The following is a 15,221-nucleotide window of genomic DNA, read 5'->3' as shown; positions in this document are numbered from 1 at the left end:
TCACAATATGAACGGTTCTGCACAGCCGATTGTCACACATAAAAAAGACTCGCCGCAGCGAGTCTTTTTTATCATTCCAATCCTTTATCCTTATCTTCTTTCAACGCGTCCTGAAGCGAGTCTTTCCAGAGCGGTACGCCTTTCGCATGTGCCGCCCGTGCAATCAAATGACCACCGACGGGTGCCGTCAACAAGACGAAAAACAATCCAAGTAAGAGACGGGCATCGAAGACACGCTGGTCGACCCAGACATGGAGCACCGCCGCGAACAGGACGAACATGACACCGAGTGTTGCCGACTTCGACGCCGCGTGAGTTCGCGAGTAGATGTCAGGCAACCGGAGGAGGCCGATTGCCGCCACGACAGTGAAGAACACCCCGATGATTGTAAATACACCGGTCAATATATCAAAGATCATTGTCGCGGTCATGATGGATAATCGCTCCTCTCTCTAGATATTTCGAGAACGCCACTGTCCCGATGAAGGCAAGAATACTGAGCAAGAGGATGACCTCAAAGAACATCGTCGTGTCCAGTAAAATCGACAAGAGCGCAACGACGGAGATGAGGGCAATCCCGATCGAGTCGAGGGCGATGACGCGGTCTGGTGTCGTCGGCCCTTTCACAACCCGATACAACATGAACAGCATCGCGATGAGAAGGATGGCAAGTGAGATATAAATCAAAACGTCTAACCAATGCATCATTCCGTCGCCTCCTTAATGCTTGATTCGAAGTTATCATATATGTCCTGCTTGAGCGCCTCTTTATCCGGCATATGAAGAGCATGGATATAGAGGATCTTATTGTCTTGCGATACTTGGACGACGAGTGTCCCTGGTGTCAACGAGATGAGCATCGACAAGAGGCTGATTTTCCAGCCCGACTTGAGCGACGTCTCGTATCGGAAAATACCAGGCTGAATTTCAAGTTTCGGACTCAAGACGAGGCGCAACACCTCAAAGTTCGCCATGACGAGCTCGCGCGAGAAAATGAGCAACAACTTCACGAGCTTGATGACGCGTGTAAAATAAAAATTGGTACCGGACTCCCGGAAAAAGCGGCGCATCATGAAGATGACGAGCAAACCGAGCAAATACCCGATGAGAAAACCGTACGTCGTGAACGATCCCGTGAGGAACATCCAGATGAACGCCAAGAAAAAGTTGATTAAGATTTGATAGGCCATCTCGTTGTCACTCCTTTAGTACGGCATCGATGTAAAGTTCTGGTTGTGTGAGCGGTTCGATTGCCTGGGTAATATACGGATGCATCAGCTCGGCTCCGAAACCGTATGCGACCGCCACAGCAAGCAACAGGCATACCGGGACGAGCAGTCGGCTCGTATATGGGACGAGCGGTCCGTCATAATGCTTGCGTTCTTCTCCCCAAAAGCCGTACAAGAAAATCTTGATGACCGAGAACAAGACGAACAGGCTCGAGATGAGGACGAGAATCGGTCCGAACAAGTCCCCTTCCCCGACACCACCTTGAATGATGAGAAGCTTTCCGAAGAAGCCACTGAGCGGTGGAATCCCGGCAAGCGAGAGCGCTGCGATGAAGAACGCCCAGCCGAACAACGGGAAGCGTGTGATCAATCCTCCCATATCGCGAAGCTGACCGGAGCGAGTAATGCCAATCATTATCCCGACGAGCATAAACAGCACCGCTTTGATCATCATATCGTGAATCAAGTAGTAGAGCGCACCCTCGAGTGATGTCTGCGTATTGATTGCAATCCCATACAGAATTACCCCGACGGCAATCATAATGTTGTAGATGATGATGAGCTTCACGTCATTATAAGCGATTGCCCCAACCATCCCTGTGATGATTGTGAGCACGGCAAGGACGATTAAAAAAGTCTGCAAGAACGTACCGTTCACGTCGAAGAGGAGCGTATACGTCCGAAGAATCGAGTAGACCCCAACTTTGGTCAGAAGTGCACCAAACAAAGCGAGAATTGGTGTCGGAGCGACGACGTACGATCCCGGTAACCAGTAATGGAGCGGCACGAGCGCACCTTTCAATCCGAAGACGATGATGAACATAACCCCAATGACCGAGATCACGTTCGGGTTGTCGACAAGCGGAATCTTCTGAGCAAGGTCCGCTAGACTTAGTGTCCCGACCGCACCGTATAGATAGGCGACCGCCATGACGAACAGCGCCGAAGCGATCACGTTGACGAGCAAGTATTTAATCGACTCGCGTAGCTGGACACCTTTGCCGCCGAGGACGATCAAGACGTATGACGAAATCAAGAACACTTCAAAGAAGACAAACAAGTTGAAGATATCACCTGTCGTGAACGCCCCATTGACACCGACAAGTAAAAACAGCATCGCCACGTACACGTAATTCTCCTCATAAGCGACCGAGAAGTAATGGACGGCGAACCAGACAATGAAGAGTGTGAGTAGCGTCGATGTCGTGACAAGCAACGCCGATAACATGTCCGATACGAGGGTTATCGAGAACGGCGCCGGCCAATTCCCGAGATTGAGGGTCAGAATGCCCTCTTGTGATACGGTATGCACCAATAAAAGTGATACAAGTAACGTGATAACAATTGACCCGAGTGCCATGCCGCGTTGAAGGCGAACGTTCTTTGGCAGGAACATCATGATGATTGCCGCAAGCGCAGGGATGACAATCGGAAACACAGGTAAGTTAATCATTCGATTCCGTTCCTTTCATTTCCTCCATATTATCCGTGCTCAGCTCTTGATAGGCGCGGTAAGCAAGTACCAAGAAGAACGCGGTCACCCCGAAACTGATGACGATCGCCGTAAGAACGAGCGCCTGCGGTAACGGGTCGGTATAATCGGTCACGCCGTCTACAAGGACAGGTGCGGCGCCTGTCTTCAATCCTGCCATCGTCAAGACGAGCAAGTGAGCGGCGTGACTAAACAATGCCGTACCGATGATGATGCGCAACAAACTCTTTGAGAGAATCATATAGACTGCACACATCGTCAAGGCACCGATAATGATGCTAACGAAGATTTCCATTATTCACTCTCTCCAATCGTTTGAATGATGGTCATCGTGACACCGATGACGACTAAGTAGACCCCAAGGTCAAACGCAATCGCTGTATGGAGTGTCTCTTCACCGAGCAATGGCAAATCGAATTTATCGTAGGCGTGCGTTAAAAACGGCAAGTTAAAGAAAATCGAATGCATCGCGGTCAATACGGCGATGAGCGCCCCCAGTGCCGTCATGCGTCGATAATCGAATGGCAACACTGTGGCAAGTGTCTTCGAGTCGAAGGCGAGGAGCAGGAGCACGAGTGCCGCTGCTGTCATCAAACCTCCGATGAAACCACCGCCTGGTGAGTAGTGACCCGAGAAGAACAAGTGAATCGAGAAGACGATAATGATGAAGAAAATAATCACCGCTGCCGTCTGTAAAATGACGTCATTGACACGTTTATTACTTTTTGGCTTCATGTCCATTTGCATCGTCTCCTTTCGTGCGTTGTACGGTCGTTCTAAACTTAATCATCGTATAAATACCGAGACCAGCAATCGCGAGGACGATAATCTCGAACAACGTATCAAAGCCACGGAAGTCAACAAGGACGACGTTGACCATGTTCTTACCGGCAGCCAAATCGTATACGTTTTCTTTATAGTATTCCGAAATCGAGCTAAGTGATCTATTCGACAATGTCATGAAACTAAGCATCATGACCGTAACCCCAACAAGGACAGACACGATGGCGTTGCCGACTTTGAAGCGCATCCGGGCTTCTTTCTTGCTGATGTCAGGCATGTGGTAAAACACGAGCAGGAACAACGCAACCGACACCGTTTCGATAACAAGCTGGGTAAGCGCGAGGTCCGGCGCTTCGAAGAAGACGAAGAACAACGCAACGCTATATCCGACGACACCAAGCAAGATGATGGCCGGGAGGCGTGAGCGCATGAACAGAATTGCGAGAGCACTCAATACAATGACGGCACCAAGCACATATTCATATGGCGCAATCTCGGCCAACTCGCCGAACGAGAAGTTGAACAAGTCGTACCACCACATCGAGAACAAGAGCATCCCCGACATGAAGACGAAAATGTAAATCAAGTACGAGCGGATGAAACCGGTCATATAGTTGTCTTTAAAGCGGTACGCCGCGTTATTCGACCAGACGAGCGACCCGTCATACATGCCATTGAGCGTCATGCGGTGTGGGATCCGATTATAGATTCCCATCCACTTGTTGATCGTGAAGAACATGAGCGTCCCGAGCAAGATGACCCCGATCGTCATATAAAGTTCAGGTGTCAATCCGTGCCAGAAGTAAATATCGACCTTCACATCTTGACCGCTCGCGACGAGCGTCGGATAGATTGACTCGACGGCCGGCTTGATGAGCGAGTTCGACAACACGTTCGGCACGAAACCGAGCACGACGACGAGGATGGCGAGAATCGCCGGCGGAATCAGCATCCCAATCGGGGCCTCGTGCGGCTGTTTCGGCAACTTGTCGAATTGGGCTTTGCCCATGAACGTCCGTGTGAAGATGATCAAACTGTAGATGAATGTGAACACGCTCGCGATGAACGCGACGACCGGAATCAAGATACCAATTGTATCGAGCGCGAAGAAGTCCATCGAGAACACCTTCGTCGTCGCCTTCAAAAACATCTCTTTACTGAGGAAGCCGTTAAATGGCGGTAACCCTGCCATCGACAACGAACCGATGACGGCAATCGTGAACGTGATCGGCATGACGGTCATGAGACCGCCGAGTTTGCGAATATCACGTGTCCCCGTCTCATGGTCGACAATCCCGACCATCATGAACAGAGACCCTTTGAACGTCGCGTGGTTGATCAAGTGGAAGATTGCCGCGATCGTCGCGACCATATAGATGTTATCATCCATACCGTCATAATGAAGCGCCGCGGCACCAAGGCCGAGGAGCGACATGATGAGTCCGAGTTGACTGATGGTCGAGAAGGCGAGGATTCCTTTCAAATCGGTCTGTTTGACCGCGTTGAATGAACCCCAGAACAACGTGAACGTCCCGACCGCTGCAATCGTCCAGAGCCAGATCGGTGACTCTTGGAACACCGGGCTCATCCGTGCAACGAGATAGAGACCGGCCTTGACCATCGTCGCCGAATGGAGATATGCACTGACCGGGGTCGGTGCTTCCATCGCGTCCGGCAACCAGATGTGGAACGGGAATTGCGCCGACTTCGTGAAGGCGCCGAGCAAGATGAGAATCATCGCTGCGATAAAGAAAGGACTCTCCGCAATCAACGCCTGGTTTGCAACCATGTCACGGATACTGAACGAGCCGACGATCGACTCGAGAACCACGATCCCACCGAGCATCGACAGCCCACCGAAAACAGTGATGAGCATCGATTTGCGCGCCCCGTAACGGGAACGCTCTTTTTCATACCAATACCCGATCAACAGGAATGACGAAATTGATGTCAATTCCCAGAACATGTACATGACGACCATGTTGTCAGATAGAACGACACCAAGCATCGCGCCCATGAAGAGGAGCAAGTAGACGTAAAAATGACCGAGCGATTCTTTGTCTTTGTTCAAGTAATAAATTGAATACAAGACAACAAGCGCTCCAATCCCCGTAATGAGGAGCGCGAATAAAAGACCGAGACCGTCCACATACGCCGTGAAGTTGATGCCGAGCGATGGCATCCATCGTACCGTTTCAGTTACGACACCCCCGTCACTCGTGACGCTGATAAAACGGAAAAAGTACACGAACAACAGCGTTGGCACGACCAACACAAACCAACCCGTATGTATTCGTTTCAAAGCCCGAAACAGAAACGGGATAAACGGCGCCGCCAGAAGCGGCAATAAAATTGCGAGATGTAACACCGACAAGAAAATTCCTCCTTCGAACAGAGTCGTACAAGTGCTGTAACAAGGTGAACCTAAAAGTAGGTTCATCTGACTACATCACGTCTCTACATGAGTATAACGTAAATTTTCCGTTCTTAGCCATGATAAAAACTTCCCCGTTTATTCACAATTCTAAATCATTTTAAAACTTTTAAATATGAAAGAACACGTCGGAAAATGTAAAAAAAATCTCACGATTCAATTTTAGAATGGCGTATAAAAAAACAACCGACGGGAAACCCGAGCGGTTGTTTTGGGCATTATTGTGCTGTCGCGATAAACTCTTTGAGTGCTTCTTTTGGTTGGAAGCCCATTGTTTTCGAAACAGGTTGTCCGTCTTTGAACATCATAAGTGTCGGGATACTTTGGATTTGGAAAGCGCCCGCTACTTCTGGGTTCTCGTCAACGTCGAGTTTGACGATTTGGACTTGGTCGCCCATCTCTTGGTCAAGCTCTTCGAGTACCGGTGCGATCATGCGGCACGGTCCACACCAAGCTGCCCAGAAATCGACGAGGACGACGCCCTCTTTTACTTCTTGTTCAAATGTTTGAGTCGTTGCGTGTTTAATAGCCATTTGGTAAATACCTCCCCAGTAAGATGTGAGAGCCGGATGAAGCACCCTCATGCATTTCATGTTCAGAGTATACCACGGAGGGTACGTTTCCCCAAACGTTCTGCATATCAGCTATTGACGAGGTGTTTGCGGAACTCTTCCGTCAAGAGTGGGACGACGTCGAACAAGTCGCCGACGATGCCGTAATCGGCCACGCTGAAGATGTTCGCTTCCGGATCTTTGTTGATGGCGACGATGACTTTGGCGTTGCTCATGCCGGCCAAGTGTTGAATCGCGCCCGAGATGCCGCAGGCGATATACAGGTCCGGCGTGACGACTTTGCCGGTCTGACCGATTTGAAGCGCGTAGTCGCAATAGTCGGCGTCACATGCTCCACGTGAAGCACCGACGGCCCCGCCAAGCAGTTCAGCGAGCTCTTCGAGCGGCTTGAAGCCGTCTTCGCTCTTGACACCACGGCCACCGGCGACGATGACTTTCGCTTCTGACAAGTCGACTTTACCGGTCGCCTTGCGGACGACTTCTTTGACGATCATGGCGAGGTCTTTCAGTTCAACGCTCGGTGTCTCGACCGTAGCGCTCGCCCCGGCCGTACGCGGAAGTGCGTCGATGTTGTTCGGGCGGATCGTGAAGAACATGACCGAGTCTTTGAATTTCACTTTCTCGAACGCCTTCCCTGAATAGATTGGGCGGACGAACTCGGCTTCTTTGCCTGACCCTTCGATTGAGACGACGTCACTAATGAGACCTGCGTCAAGACGCGCTGCGAGTTTCGGGGCGATGTCTTTCCCGAGTGCCGTATGACCGAGCACGATCATGTCCGGTGACTCTTGGTCGATGACTTGGCGGAGCACTTGCCCATAACCGTCCGGCGTGTAGTGCTTGAGACGCTCGTCTTCGATGACGAGGACGCGACCCGCGCCGTACTCCCCGAGTTCCGTCGCGAGTGCTTTGACGTCATCCCCGATGACGACTGCCGTCACGTCGTCCGTCAATTGCTTCGCTGCAGCGATTGCTTCAAATGATACGTTCCGTAACGCGCCTTCACGCGCTTCTGCGAGTACTAAAGCTTTCATCTATGTGTCCCCCTTAAATGACTTTTGCTTCCGTGCGAAGTAATTGAACGAGCTCGCTCACTTGTGACGACGTATCCCCTTCAAGGATGCGCCCAGCTTTCTTCTCTTCTGGCAAGAAACGTTCGATCGTCTCGATTTTCGCTTCGATCTCGTCTTCATCGAGGTCGATGTCCGACAGTTCGAGTTCTTCGAGTGGCTTCTTCTTCGCCTTCATGATGCCTGGAAGGCTCGGGTAACGCGGTTCGTTCAATCCTTGCTGCGCTGTCACGAGGAGCGGGAGCGCCACTTCGATCACTTCAGTGTCCCCTTCGACGTCGCGTGTGACCGTCGCTGTCGTGCCGTCGATATCGAGTTTCGTGATCGTCGTCACGTAGTTCATGTCCAACAGTTCAGCGACACGTGGTGCGACTTGGCCGCTACCGCCGTCAATGGCGACGTTCCCTGCGAAGATGAGATCTGGCGCTTGCTCTTTCAAGTACGTGGCGAGCACTTTCGAAATCGTCACATGGTCTGCGTCCTCGACGTCATCCTCGATTGAGATGCGGACCGCTTTGTCCGCACCCATCGCGAGCGCCGTCCGAAGTTCTTTGTCCGCGTCTTCTGGTCCGACCGTCACGACCGTGACTTCTCCCCCGAGATCGTCACGCTTACGGATGGCTTCTTCGACCGCATATTCGTCATACGGGTTGATGATGAACTCAGCGCCGTCTTCTTGAATTTCCCCATTCTCGAGCTGAATCGCTTCCTCTGTATCGAACGTACGCTTCAGCAATACAAAAATATTCATCGTAGTTCCCCCTTATAAGTTGTTCGCACCATCATTCATGAATCAGCGTTCATTTTTTGAGCTAGCGAGAGGGCTTACGGTTAAGCAAGCCCTTTTTTTAACATATGGTGTACTTTCGGTAGCGTCGACATCAAGTCATACTTGAAGCCGCTCGCCATCCAACTCGTGACCACTTCGTCGATCGTGCCGAAAATCATCTGCCGAGCGAGTCGATAGTCGAGATCGCGATCGAATTCGCCGGTGTCGATTCCGTGTTGTACGACCGCATCGATTAAGTTCAAGTACGGTTTGAGCACTTCGCTAATCTTTTGTCGGAGCGCCAAGTTCGACTGCCGGAGCTCGATTTGCGTCACGACGGCGAGGTCGTAATCGGCCGATAGTTGCTTCAAGTGCGACTCAATCAACTGATACAGTTTGTCGCCGGCCGTCGTCTCCCGCTCGATTTGTTGTTTCGAGTAGTCGATGAACAGGCCCATCTTCGTCTGGAACAATTCAATCAACAGATGTTCCTTGTTTTTGAAGTACAGATAAATCGTTCCGTCGGCGACGCCCGCCTCTTTGGCGATGGCCGTCACCTTTGCACCGTGATAGCCATGATCCGCAATCACTTTCACTGCCGCATCGATAATGCGGTCACTTTTTGATCCATTCTTTGTCATAAACACCCAAGCTCCTTACCGCTGCTTAAAAATGAATGATGGTTCATTCATTTATTATTCTATCATGTGACGCGCTTGTGTCAACTGCTTTGTTTCACTTGTTTCGCTTTCTCTTCGTCGACGAGGACACGACGTAAAATCTTACCGACGAACGTCTTCGGCAACTCTTCCCGGAACTCATACAGCTTCGGTACTTTATACGCTGCGAGCTTCTCGCGACAGTGCTTGTCGAGCTCTTCTTCCATCACGCTGGTGCCGTCACGCGTCACGATGAACGCCTTGACCGTCTCACCGCGATACGGGTCCGGTACGCCGATACAGACAGCTTCCTTGACGGCCGGATGTTCGTATAGCACTTCTTCAATCTCACGCGGATAGACGTTGAAGCCTCCGGCGATAATCATGTCTTTCTTCCGGTCGACAATATAGAAGAATCCATCCTCGCCCATATAGCCGAGGTCACCGGTCGCGAGCCATCCGTCCTTCAAGACGGCTGCCGTCTCTTCTGGCTTCTGCCAGTACCCTTTCATGACTTGCGGACCGTGCAGCATGATCTCCCCGATCTCGCCGATATCGGCCAGTGTCTCTCCGTCTGCCTTTACAATTTTAGCAGAAGTGTCCGACAACGGCACCCCGATTGAGCCGACAATCCGTTTATCCCATAAGAAGTTCGCATGTGTGACCGGTGACGTCTCCGACAAGCCGTAGCCTTCGACGATGCGTCCGCCCGTGATGCTCTCGAACTGCTCCTGTACTTCGACCGGCAGCGGGGCCGATCCCGAGATACACGCCTCGATTGACGACAAGTCGTATTTCTTCAGTTTCGGGTCATTGAGGATACCGACGTACATCGTCGGGGCGCCCGGGAAGAAGTGTGGTTTCTTCTTATTGATCGTCTTCAGGACGTCGGTGACGTCGAAGCGTGGCACGAGGACGAGCTCATATCCGTTCGCCATCCCGAAGTTCAGACAGCACGACATGCCGTAAATATGGAAGAACGGCACGACGCATAAGACGCGTTTCTCATCACCACGGTTATATCTATAGAAGAAGTTCGAAATCTGGTCGACGTTCGCCGTCAAGTTGAAGTGGGTCAGCATAACGCCTTTCGGCAGTCCCGTCGTCCCGCCCGTATACTGCAGCACCGCGACGTCTTCTTTCGGGTCGACCGCAACCGGCGTGATTGGATCGAACTGTTTATAGTCCTTGAACGCGACCGAACCTGTCGTATCGATGACGATATTGTTCTCGCGCTTCACTTTGATGGGATACAGCTTATTTTTCGGGAACGGCAGATAGTCGGCGATACTCGTCGTGATAATCGTTTTGACGTCCGTCTTCTGCTTCACACGAAGTGATTTTGGATACAGGAGGTCGAGCGTGACGATGATGCTCGCACCGGAGTCCGTGATTAAGTTCTCGAGCTCATGCTCCGTGTAGAGCGGATTCGTCTGGACGACCGTACCGCCGGCGTACAGGACCGCATAGAACGAAATGACGAATTGCGGACAGTTCGGTAGCATCAGACTGACACGGTCCCCTTTTTGCAGCCCTTTCGATTGAAGCATCGTCGCCAACCGTTTCGCCGCATCGTCGACTTCGGCGAACGTCAACTCTTTGCCGATGAATGAGATGGCGGTCTTGTTCGGGAAATCGGTCGCGGCTCGGGATAGCGCATCATAGAGCGGCTTCACCTCATAGTCAATCGTTTTCGGCATGTCAGCTGGATAATCTTGCAACCACGGTTTGTTCATCGCTTTTCCTCCTTGGAATGAATAGTCATTCAGTTAACTCTATTATAATGCCAAGAAAACGCTTTCATCTACCCTTTACCCGATAATTTTCAGAAAATATCGAAAAAACGTGTGCGGATGAAAGTTTCCGCACACGTTCAGATTCTCTTGAAATAGGCTTCCGTCTGTTCTTCGTTGCTGATTTTCTCGTCCAAGCGGTCCTTCAACTCTTTTTCCCACTTGATCGTCGAGAAGTCGATGTCGAGCCACGCCTCCATCTCCGGGCGTGAGAATGCGTACGTCCGGTTCGGGAAGGCGAAGCGAACGATTTCCGCGTTTTGGACGAGCGTGAAATACGTCGCCGCGTTGCGGATTGCCAACCGTTCTTGCTCGATGCGGTCGATTTCCGGGTCGCTATAGCGCACCGTCAAGCCGTACGGCCGCTTCGACGTCTGTAGCTCGATCGACTTGTAGCAGTCATGCATCGGCAACGTCTGGGCGATGCCCGAGACGGCGCTGTTGTCCCCGACGTATGAATCTTTGTATTGGAAGGCGTTCGGTCGATGGGTATCCCCGCATCCCGCGAGCATGACGAGCAAGGCGACGAGCAGACTGAGCCGTTTCATGAGAATCCTCCTTACGATTTTAGTTTCAAGTTAAAGCGGTAAAGCAACCGTTTGGCGAGCAAGTGGGCGATGAAGCCGCCAATCAGGAAGCCAACGATGTATAGTGCAAAACCTGACTGCATCGAGAATGCTGAGAGAACGATTCCTCCTAACATGGCGAAACAGAGAACCATGATGATGTGGATCAGCCATAGCCATTTCGAAAACATAAAAAATCGTCCGTTGTTTTCTTGAGGTGCTCGGTTGAACATCCAAAGGCCGAGTCCGAATGATAATGCGATGAAAGCTAGTGCGCTCCATGGCGCAATTGCTAAGAATTTCTGCCATTCAGCTTGGTTAGTAAAGTATTGATACATGTCTACGTTTGCCAAGTTAGAGAATGGCGACAAAACACGTAAAAACGTACTCTGGAACAAATCGTCGAAGAATGCATACCTCGAATCATACTGTTGTGAAAACGCATAGACAGATCCTTGCACGAGCGCAATCAAACCAATTGGGAAGACTAACGCAATGAATGTCCAAATCACCTGTGAAATCGATTCTCCTCCGAACGATCCCATCCATAGAGCAGCTGAGAAGAAAGAGATACCACTAAGCATCAAAAGAACGACAAGCGCGATGACTCGATTCGTGCTTCCTTCCATTAAAAACGCGTAGTCCGAGAAGCGAATCATCATTATCATGAGCGTACCACCGAGCACAGACGATACAATAATTCCTACCGTTCCAATTAACCATTTCGATATGTAAAGCTGATTCCTTGTGAACGGGAGAGACATCGTGAAATCGGACATTTGACTGTTCCGTTCTGCTCCAATCAAGACGGATGCCATGAGAGCACCAAAAATAACGAATAAAAACAATACCCCACCCATCGGTATGAGCGATTGTAAGTCACCAATCCAATAGCCTGTCCCATTATTTTCATTAAAAAAGTCTTGGACGGACAAATCAGACGAATCCCCATCGATCCAATCGGCATATTCATCTGGATTTTCTTGAATGTTACGAAGTTCCTGGTCAAAGTATTGCATTTGTGACCAAACTGGTACCGTGAACGCAATCACTCCGAGAAAAACCAGCAACATCCACAAAATCGAGACTTGTTTCCAATCTTTCTTTAATAGGACTTTAAAAGACACTTGCCTCACCTCCTAATTGGACCCGGAAGATGTCTTCGAGCGACATCGGGATTTCTTCGACGAGCATCGGGTCGTGCGCATCGACGAACGTATCGAGCTCTTTCGTCCGTTCTTTCGCCATGAACAAGGCGACGCGTCCGGTCACATTGATGATTTCGATGTCCTTGCGCTCGAGCAGTTCGACCGGTACTTGGTCGTTGAAGACGACTTGCAGTTTGACGCTCGTCTCGCGCGCCTCCTCGAGCGACATGATCGCCTTGACGCGGCCCTTCTCGATCATGATGATGCGGTCGGCGATTCGTTCGAGCTCATGTAACTGGTGACTCGAGACGATGATGGAACAGTTACGTGCCTCGACTTGGGCGATCATCAGCTTCAAAACGTCCGACTTGGCGACGACGTCGAGTCCGTCCGTCGGTTCATCGAGCAGATAATATTTCGCTTGGACGGCGAACGCGAGCGAGAGCGTCACCATCGCCTTCTGCCCTTTCGAGAGCTGGCGAATCTTCTTGTTGTCGATGTTATAGCGAGTGAGCGTCTCTCTGAAAATCGATCGGTTGAACGATGGGTAAATCGATTCGTAGAGCGCTGCCGCCTCGTTAATCGTATAATGTTTGAGGGCGTCGGCCGAATCCGGGACAAAGATGACGTCACGCTTCAACTCCGCCTTCTCAAAGATGCTCGACGGTCCGTAACGGACATCACCTTTATCCGGTCGAATGATACCGACCATTGTCCGGAGCAACGTCGTTTTGCCGGCCCCGTTCCGTCCGACGAGCGCGATGATTTCACCGGAGTCGACCGTGAAGTCGATATCTTCTAACACTTGCTGGCGATCGATCGTCTTACTCAGTTGCTGTACTGTCAGCATGGTTCTCCCCTACTTTCTTATACTCTGTCTCAAATAGCGTCAGCGCTTCGGTGAGCTCAATATTGGCATAATGGCAATCGATGGCGAGTTTCTTGATTGCTTCAAGGATCGGCGCGCGCGGCGAGTCTTGGTCAATCCAGTCCTCGGACACGAACGTCCCGCGTCCGCGATGCATCTCGAGCAAGCCGAGCCGTTCGAGTTCCTGATACGCCTTGCTGACCGTGTTCGGATTGATGACGAGGTCGGTCGCGAGTTCACGCACCGACATGACTTTATCCCCTGGACGTAAAATGCCACGGATGACGAGCGCTTTCGTCTGGTTAACGATTTGTTCATACAGCGGTTCCACGCTCTTCATATCAATTTTATATAACATGGGTCACACCCTTTCTTGTGTACGTAACTTAAGTGTATTATATGTATTAGTACACGTAAAGATATTAGTTCTTCAAGGGCACTTTCAGTTTACAGGTATTTGGTAATAAATTGAATACGACTTTGGACCGAGGTAGGACACTTCCATTTCAGGTACATTGGTAGAGAGGTGAATCAAAAATGAGAAAACGATGGTTAGTCGCGACCGCTGTCGCCGTGACCGCGCTTGGCACGACATGGTCGACGTATGCAAAACAAGATGAGGAAGAACGATACGCATCCTATATTGAAGATACATATGGAGAGGACGTCGAGGTCACGCTCAAGCGCGACTGGAAGATGGGCGGCTATGCGGCCGAGTTCACGCTGACCGATCCGATACTCGAAGGGGACTATTGGGCCGAGACGTATCGGTCTGATCAAACGATCCATGACAACGTGCTTGAACACGTCTGGCAACAAGAGGCCGAAGACACGTTCAAGGAGCGACTCGAGCAGCTCGACTTGTTGACGGAGGCAGAGACGGTCCGCGCGAGTGTGCCGACCGGTGTGGATGAAGGGGTTGCGACGACTATACGCCCTAGCCCGACGTCCGTCTTCGACGTCGAGTCGAAAGAGTTCTTGGACGTGTCGGTCATGTTCCATGAGGACTGGGCGAACACCGATGCACAGAAACAACGAATGCTCGACGTGATTCGCGCTTTGGAGGACGACGTCTATTCGGTTCACTTCTCATTCGACGGGACACCGTATGAGGATGATGACTTCACCGAGCGGTATTTGAACGTCGCCCGCGATTCCTTACCGGGAGAACCGGCGATGCATGAAATTCAGACGATTGAGGACTTGAATCGACACGATCGACTGTATGGTTTCGACGAGACGACGTTCATCCATGACTACCACTTCGATGGCACCAAATATGAAGACTGATCACCATTCGCAAAAGCGGATGTTTTTTTTGTGAGCATTCTCCTTTACAGCACGTCGTGAATATTTTACATTTGACGAGTCAACAATTGACTTATCAAATGAGAGGGGTGAGACACCACAGATGGAATTACGAGATATCAGCCGACTGCTGTACCAAATCAAACTGGCGGACCAACGCGTCGCAACCTCGTTCGAGAAAGAGACGGGCTTCAGCCTGACCCGCTATGAGATGCTCATGATTGTGCATGACAAGGGCGTCTGTTCGCAAAGCGAAATTCAGCAGGCGATGAAAATCGACAATGCGGCCATCACCCGCCATTTGAAGATCCTTGAAGAAAAAGGCTACGTCCGACGAGAACGGAACACCGCGAACCATCGTGAAGTGTTCGTCCATTTGACCGACGAAGCCAAGCATGACTTGACGAGTTGTGAACAAGACCACGACCGCGGCAAACACTTAATCACGAAAGTGCTGTCCGAGTCAGAGATCAATCAGCTGTCGAGTCTGCTGCAAAAGCTTAACCAACTATAACAAGAGAGAAAGAGGT

Annotated in this window: 18 protein-coding genes; 2 read left to right on the top strand and 16 right to left on the bottom strand. The window is 50.8% G+C overall.

From position 1 onward, the window contains the following. Window positions 1-71 precede the first annotated feature (71 nt). The 16 genes from mnhG to KNP67_RS00930 form a co-directional block, all read right to left on the bottom strand. On the bottom strand, window positions 72-431 hold the full coding sequence (mnhG, locus tag KNP67_RS01005; RefSeq protein ID WP_214755725.1) for a monovalent cation/H(+) antiporter subunit G: 360 nt from the start codon (window positions 429-431) through the stop codon (window positions 72-74). Further along, window positions 409-708 carry a Na(+)/H(+) antiporter subunit F1 gene (locus tag KNP67_RS01000; RefSeq protein ID WP_131471065.1) on the bottom strand — a complete coding sequence of 100 codons (300 nt, stop codon included), beginning with the start codon at window positions 706-708 and terminating at the stop codon, window positions 409-411. The genes mnhG and KNP67_RS01000 overlap by 23 nt, the downstream gene beginning before the upstream one ends. Then, on the bottom strand, window positions 705-1,190 hold the full coding sequence (locus KNP67_RS00995; protein ID WP_131471064.1) for a Na+/H+ antiporter subunit E: 486 nt from the start codon (window positions 1,188-1,190) through the stop codon (window positions 705-707). Before KNP67_RS00995 ends, KNP67_RS01000 begins: the two co-directional genes overlap by 4 nt. Window positions 1,191-1,197: 7 nt before the next feature. Beyond that, a complete protein-coding gene (locus KNP67_RS00990; protein WP_131471063.1) occupies window positions 1,198-2,682 on the bottom strand; it encodes a Na+/H+ antiporter subunit D in 1,485 nt (494 codons plus the stop codon). Next, a complete protein-coding gene (locus KNP67_RS00985; RefSeq protein ID WP_131471062.1) occupies window positions 2,675-3,016 on the bottom strand; it encodes a Na(+)/H(+) antiporter subunit C in 342 nt (113 codons plus the stop codon). Before KNP67_RS00985 ends, KNP67_RS00990 begins: the two co-directional genes overlap by 8 nt. Continuing rightward, window positions 3,016-3,456: a Na(+)/H(+) antiporter subunit B gene (locus tag KNP67_RS00980; RefSeq protein ID WP_131471061.1), complete on the bottom strand. Its 441-nt coding sequence runs from the start codon at window positions 3,454-3,456 to the stop codon at window positions 3,016-3,018. The genes KNP67_RS00985 and KNP67_RS00980 overlap by 1 nt, the downstream gene beginning before the upstream one ends. Further along, a complete protein-coding gene (locus tag KNP67_RS00975; RefSeq protein WP_131471060.1) occupies window positions 3,440-5,878 on the bottom strand; it encodes a Na+/H+ antiporter subunit A in 2,439 nt (812 codons plus the stop codon). Before KNP67_RS00975 ends, KNP67_RS00980 begins: the two co-directional genes overlap by 17 nt. A 278-nt stretch (window positions 5,879-6,156) precedes the next feature. After that, complete coding sequence (gene trxA / locus KNP67_RS00970) at window positions 6,157-6,471, bottom strand: thioredoxin (RefSeq protein ID WP_021066822.1); 315 nt, start codon at window positions 6,469-6,471, stop codon at window positions 6,157-6,159. Window positions 6,472-6,578: 107 nt separating this feature from the next. Continuing rightward, window positions 6,579-7,544, bottom strand: a complete 966-nt coding sequence (locus tag KNP67_RS00965) for an electron transfer flavoprotein subunit alpha/FixB family protein (RefSeq protein ID WP_131471059.1) — start codon at window positions 7,542-7,544, stop codon at window positions 6,579-6,581. A gap of 13 nt (window positions 7,545-7,557) precedes the next feature. Next, the gene (locus tag KNP67_RS00960) at window positions 7,558-8,331 is read right to left on the bottom strand and encodes an electron transfer flavoprotein subunit beta/FixA family protein (RefSeq protein WP_021066820.1); all 774 of its coding nucleotides are present in this window, start codon (window positions 8,329-8,331) and stop codon (window positions 7,558-7,560) included. 80 nt (window positions 8,332-8,411) lie between these two features. Then, window positions 8,412-8,990 carry a fatty acid metabolism transcriptional regulator FadR gene (locus KNP67_RS00955; protein ID WP_021066819.1) on the bottom strand — a complete coding sequence of 193 codons (579 nt, stop codon included), beginning with the start codon at window positions 8,988-8,990 and terminating at the stop codon, window positions 8,412-8,414. Window positions 8,991-9,070: 80 nt separating this feature from the next. Continuing rightward, window positions 9,071-10,744, bottom strand: coding sequence for an AMP-binding protein (locus KNP67_RS00950; protein WP_214755724.1), 1,674 nt, complete (start codon window positions 10,742-10,744; stop codon window positions 9,071-9,073). A gap of 137 nt (window positions 10,745-10,881) precedes the next feature. Further along, complete coding sequence (locus KNP67_RS00945) at window positions 10,882-11,349, bottom strand: DUF4825 domain-containing protein (protein WP_214755723.1); 468 nt, start codon at window positions 11,347-11,349, stop codon at window positions 10,882-10,884. A gap of 11 nt (window positions 11,350-11,360) precedes the next feature. Further along, on the bottom strand, window positions 11,361-12,494 hold the full coding sequence (locus KNP67_RS00940; protein WP_021066816.1) for an ABC transporter permease subunit: 1,134 nt from the start codon (window positions 12,492-12,494) through the stop codon (window positions 11,361-11,363). After that, complete coding sequence (locus KNP67_RS00935; protein WP_021066815.1) at window positions 12,484-13,365, bottom strand: ABC transporter ATP-binding protein; 882 nt, start codon at window positions 13,363-13,365, stop codon at window positions 12,484-12,486. The genes KNP67_RS00940 and KNP67_RS00935 overlap by 11 nt, the downstream gene beginning before the upstream one ends. Beyond that, window positions 13,340-13,741 carry a GntR family transcriptional regulator gene (locus KNP67_RS00930; RefSeq protein WP_131471055.1) on the bottom strand — a complete coding sequence of 134 codons (402 nt, stop codon included), beginning with the start codon at window positions 13,739-13,741 and terminating at the stop codon, window positions 13,340-13,342. The genes KNP67_RS00935 and KNP67_RS00930 overlap by 26 nt, the downstream gene beginning before the upstream one ends. Before the next feature lie 179 nt (window positions 13,742-13,920). Here KNP67_RS00930 and KNP67_RS00925 point away from each other — a divergent pair, with 179 nt between their 5' ends. Both KNP67_RS00925 and KNP67_RS00920 read left to right on the top strand, forming a co-directional pair. After that, window positions 13,921-14,673 (top strand): hypothetical protein, encoded by a 753-nt coding sequence (locus KNP67_RS00925; protein WP_214755722.1) that lies wholly within the window; start codon window positions 13,921-13,923, stop codon window positions 14,671-14,673. Between the two features lie 121 nt (window positions 14,674-14,794). Beyond that, complete coding sequence (locus KNP67_RS00920; protein WP_034776750.1) at window positions 14,795-15,205, top strand: MarR family winged helix-turn-helix transcriptional regulator; 411 nt, start codon at window positions 14,795-14,797, stop codon at window positions 15,203-15,205. The last annotated feature ends 16 nt before the right edge of the window (window positions 15,206-15,221 follow it).

It is taken from the genome of Exiguobacterium sp. s157, from assembly GCF_018618205.1.
In the GTDB taxonomy this organism is placed as follows: domain Bacteria; phylum Bacillota; class Bacilli; order Exiguobacteriales; family Exiguobacteriaceae; genus Exiguobacterium; species Exiguobacterium chiriqhucha.
Note: the sequence above shows the minus strand (reverse complement) of the source record. Positions and strands in the feature narration are given on the sequence as shown.

Bases quoted from the DNA above. Each gene is read 5' to 3' on its own strand.
- mnhG (WP_214755725.1), bottom strand. From the start codon at position 431: ATGACCGCGACAATGATCTTTGATATATTGACCGGTGTATTTACAATC.
- KNP67_RS01000 (WP_131471065.1), bottom strand. From the start codon at position 708: ATGATGCATTGGTTAGACGTTTTGATTTATATCTCACTTGCCATCCTT.
- KNP67_RS00995 (WP_131471064.1), bottom strand. From the start codon at position 1,190: ATGGCCTATCAAATCTTAATCAACTTTTTCTTGGCGTTCATCTGGATG.
- KNP67_RS00990 (WP_131471063.1), bottom strand. From the start codon at position 2,682: ATGATTAACTTACCTGTGTTTCCGATTGTCATCCCTGCGCTTGCGGCA.
- KNP67_RS00985 (WP_131471062.1), bottom strand. From the start codon at position 3,016: ATGGAAATCTTCGTTAGCATCATTATCGGTGCCTTGACGATGTGTGCA.
- KNP67_RS00980 (WP_131471061.1), bottom strand. From the start codon at position 3,456: ATGAAGCCAAAAAGTAATAAACGTGTCAATGACGTCATTTTACAGACG.
- trxA (WP_021066822.1), bottom strand. From the start codon at position 6,471: ATGGCTATTAAACACGCAACGACTCAAACATTTGAACAAGAAGTAAAA.
- KNP67_RS00965 (WP_131471059.1), bottom strand. From the start codon at position 7,544: ATGAAAGCTTTAGTACTCGCAGAAGCGCGTGAAGGCGCGTTACGGAAC.
- KNP67_RS00960 (WP_021066820.1), bottom strand. From the start codon at position 8,331: ATGAATATTTTTGTATTGCTGAAGCGTACGTTCGATACAGAGGAAGCG.
- KNP67_RS00955 (WP_021066819.1), bottom strand. From the start codon at position 8,990: ATGACAAAGAATGGATCAAAAAGTGACCGCATTATCGATGCGGCAGTG.
- KNP67_RS00950 (WP_214755724.1), bottom strand. From the start codon at position 10,744: ATGAACAAACCGTGGTTGCAAGATTATCCAGCTGACATGCCGAAAACG.
- KNP67_RS00945 (WP_214755723.1), bottom strand. From the start codon at position 11,349: ATGAAACGGCTCAGTCTGCTCGTCGCCTTGCTCGTCATGCTCGCGGGA.
- KNP67_RS00935 (WP_021066815.1), bottom strand. From the start codon at position 13,365: ATGCTGACAGTACAGCAACTGAGTAAGACGATCGATCGCCAGCAAGTG.
- KNP67_RS00930 (WP_131471055.1), bottom strand. From the start codon at position 13,741: ATGTTATATAAAATTGATATGAAGAGCGTGGAACCGCTGTATGAACAA.
- KNP67_RS00925 (WP_214755722.1), top strand. From the start codon at position 13,921: ATGAGAAAACGATGGTTAGTCGCGACCGCTGTCGCCGTGACCGCGCTT.
- KNP67_RS00920 (WP_034776750.1), top strand. From the start codon at position 14,795: ATGGAATTACGAGATATCAGCCGACTGCTGTACCAAATCAAACTGGCG.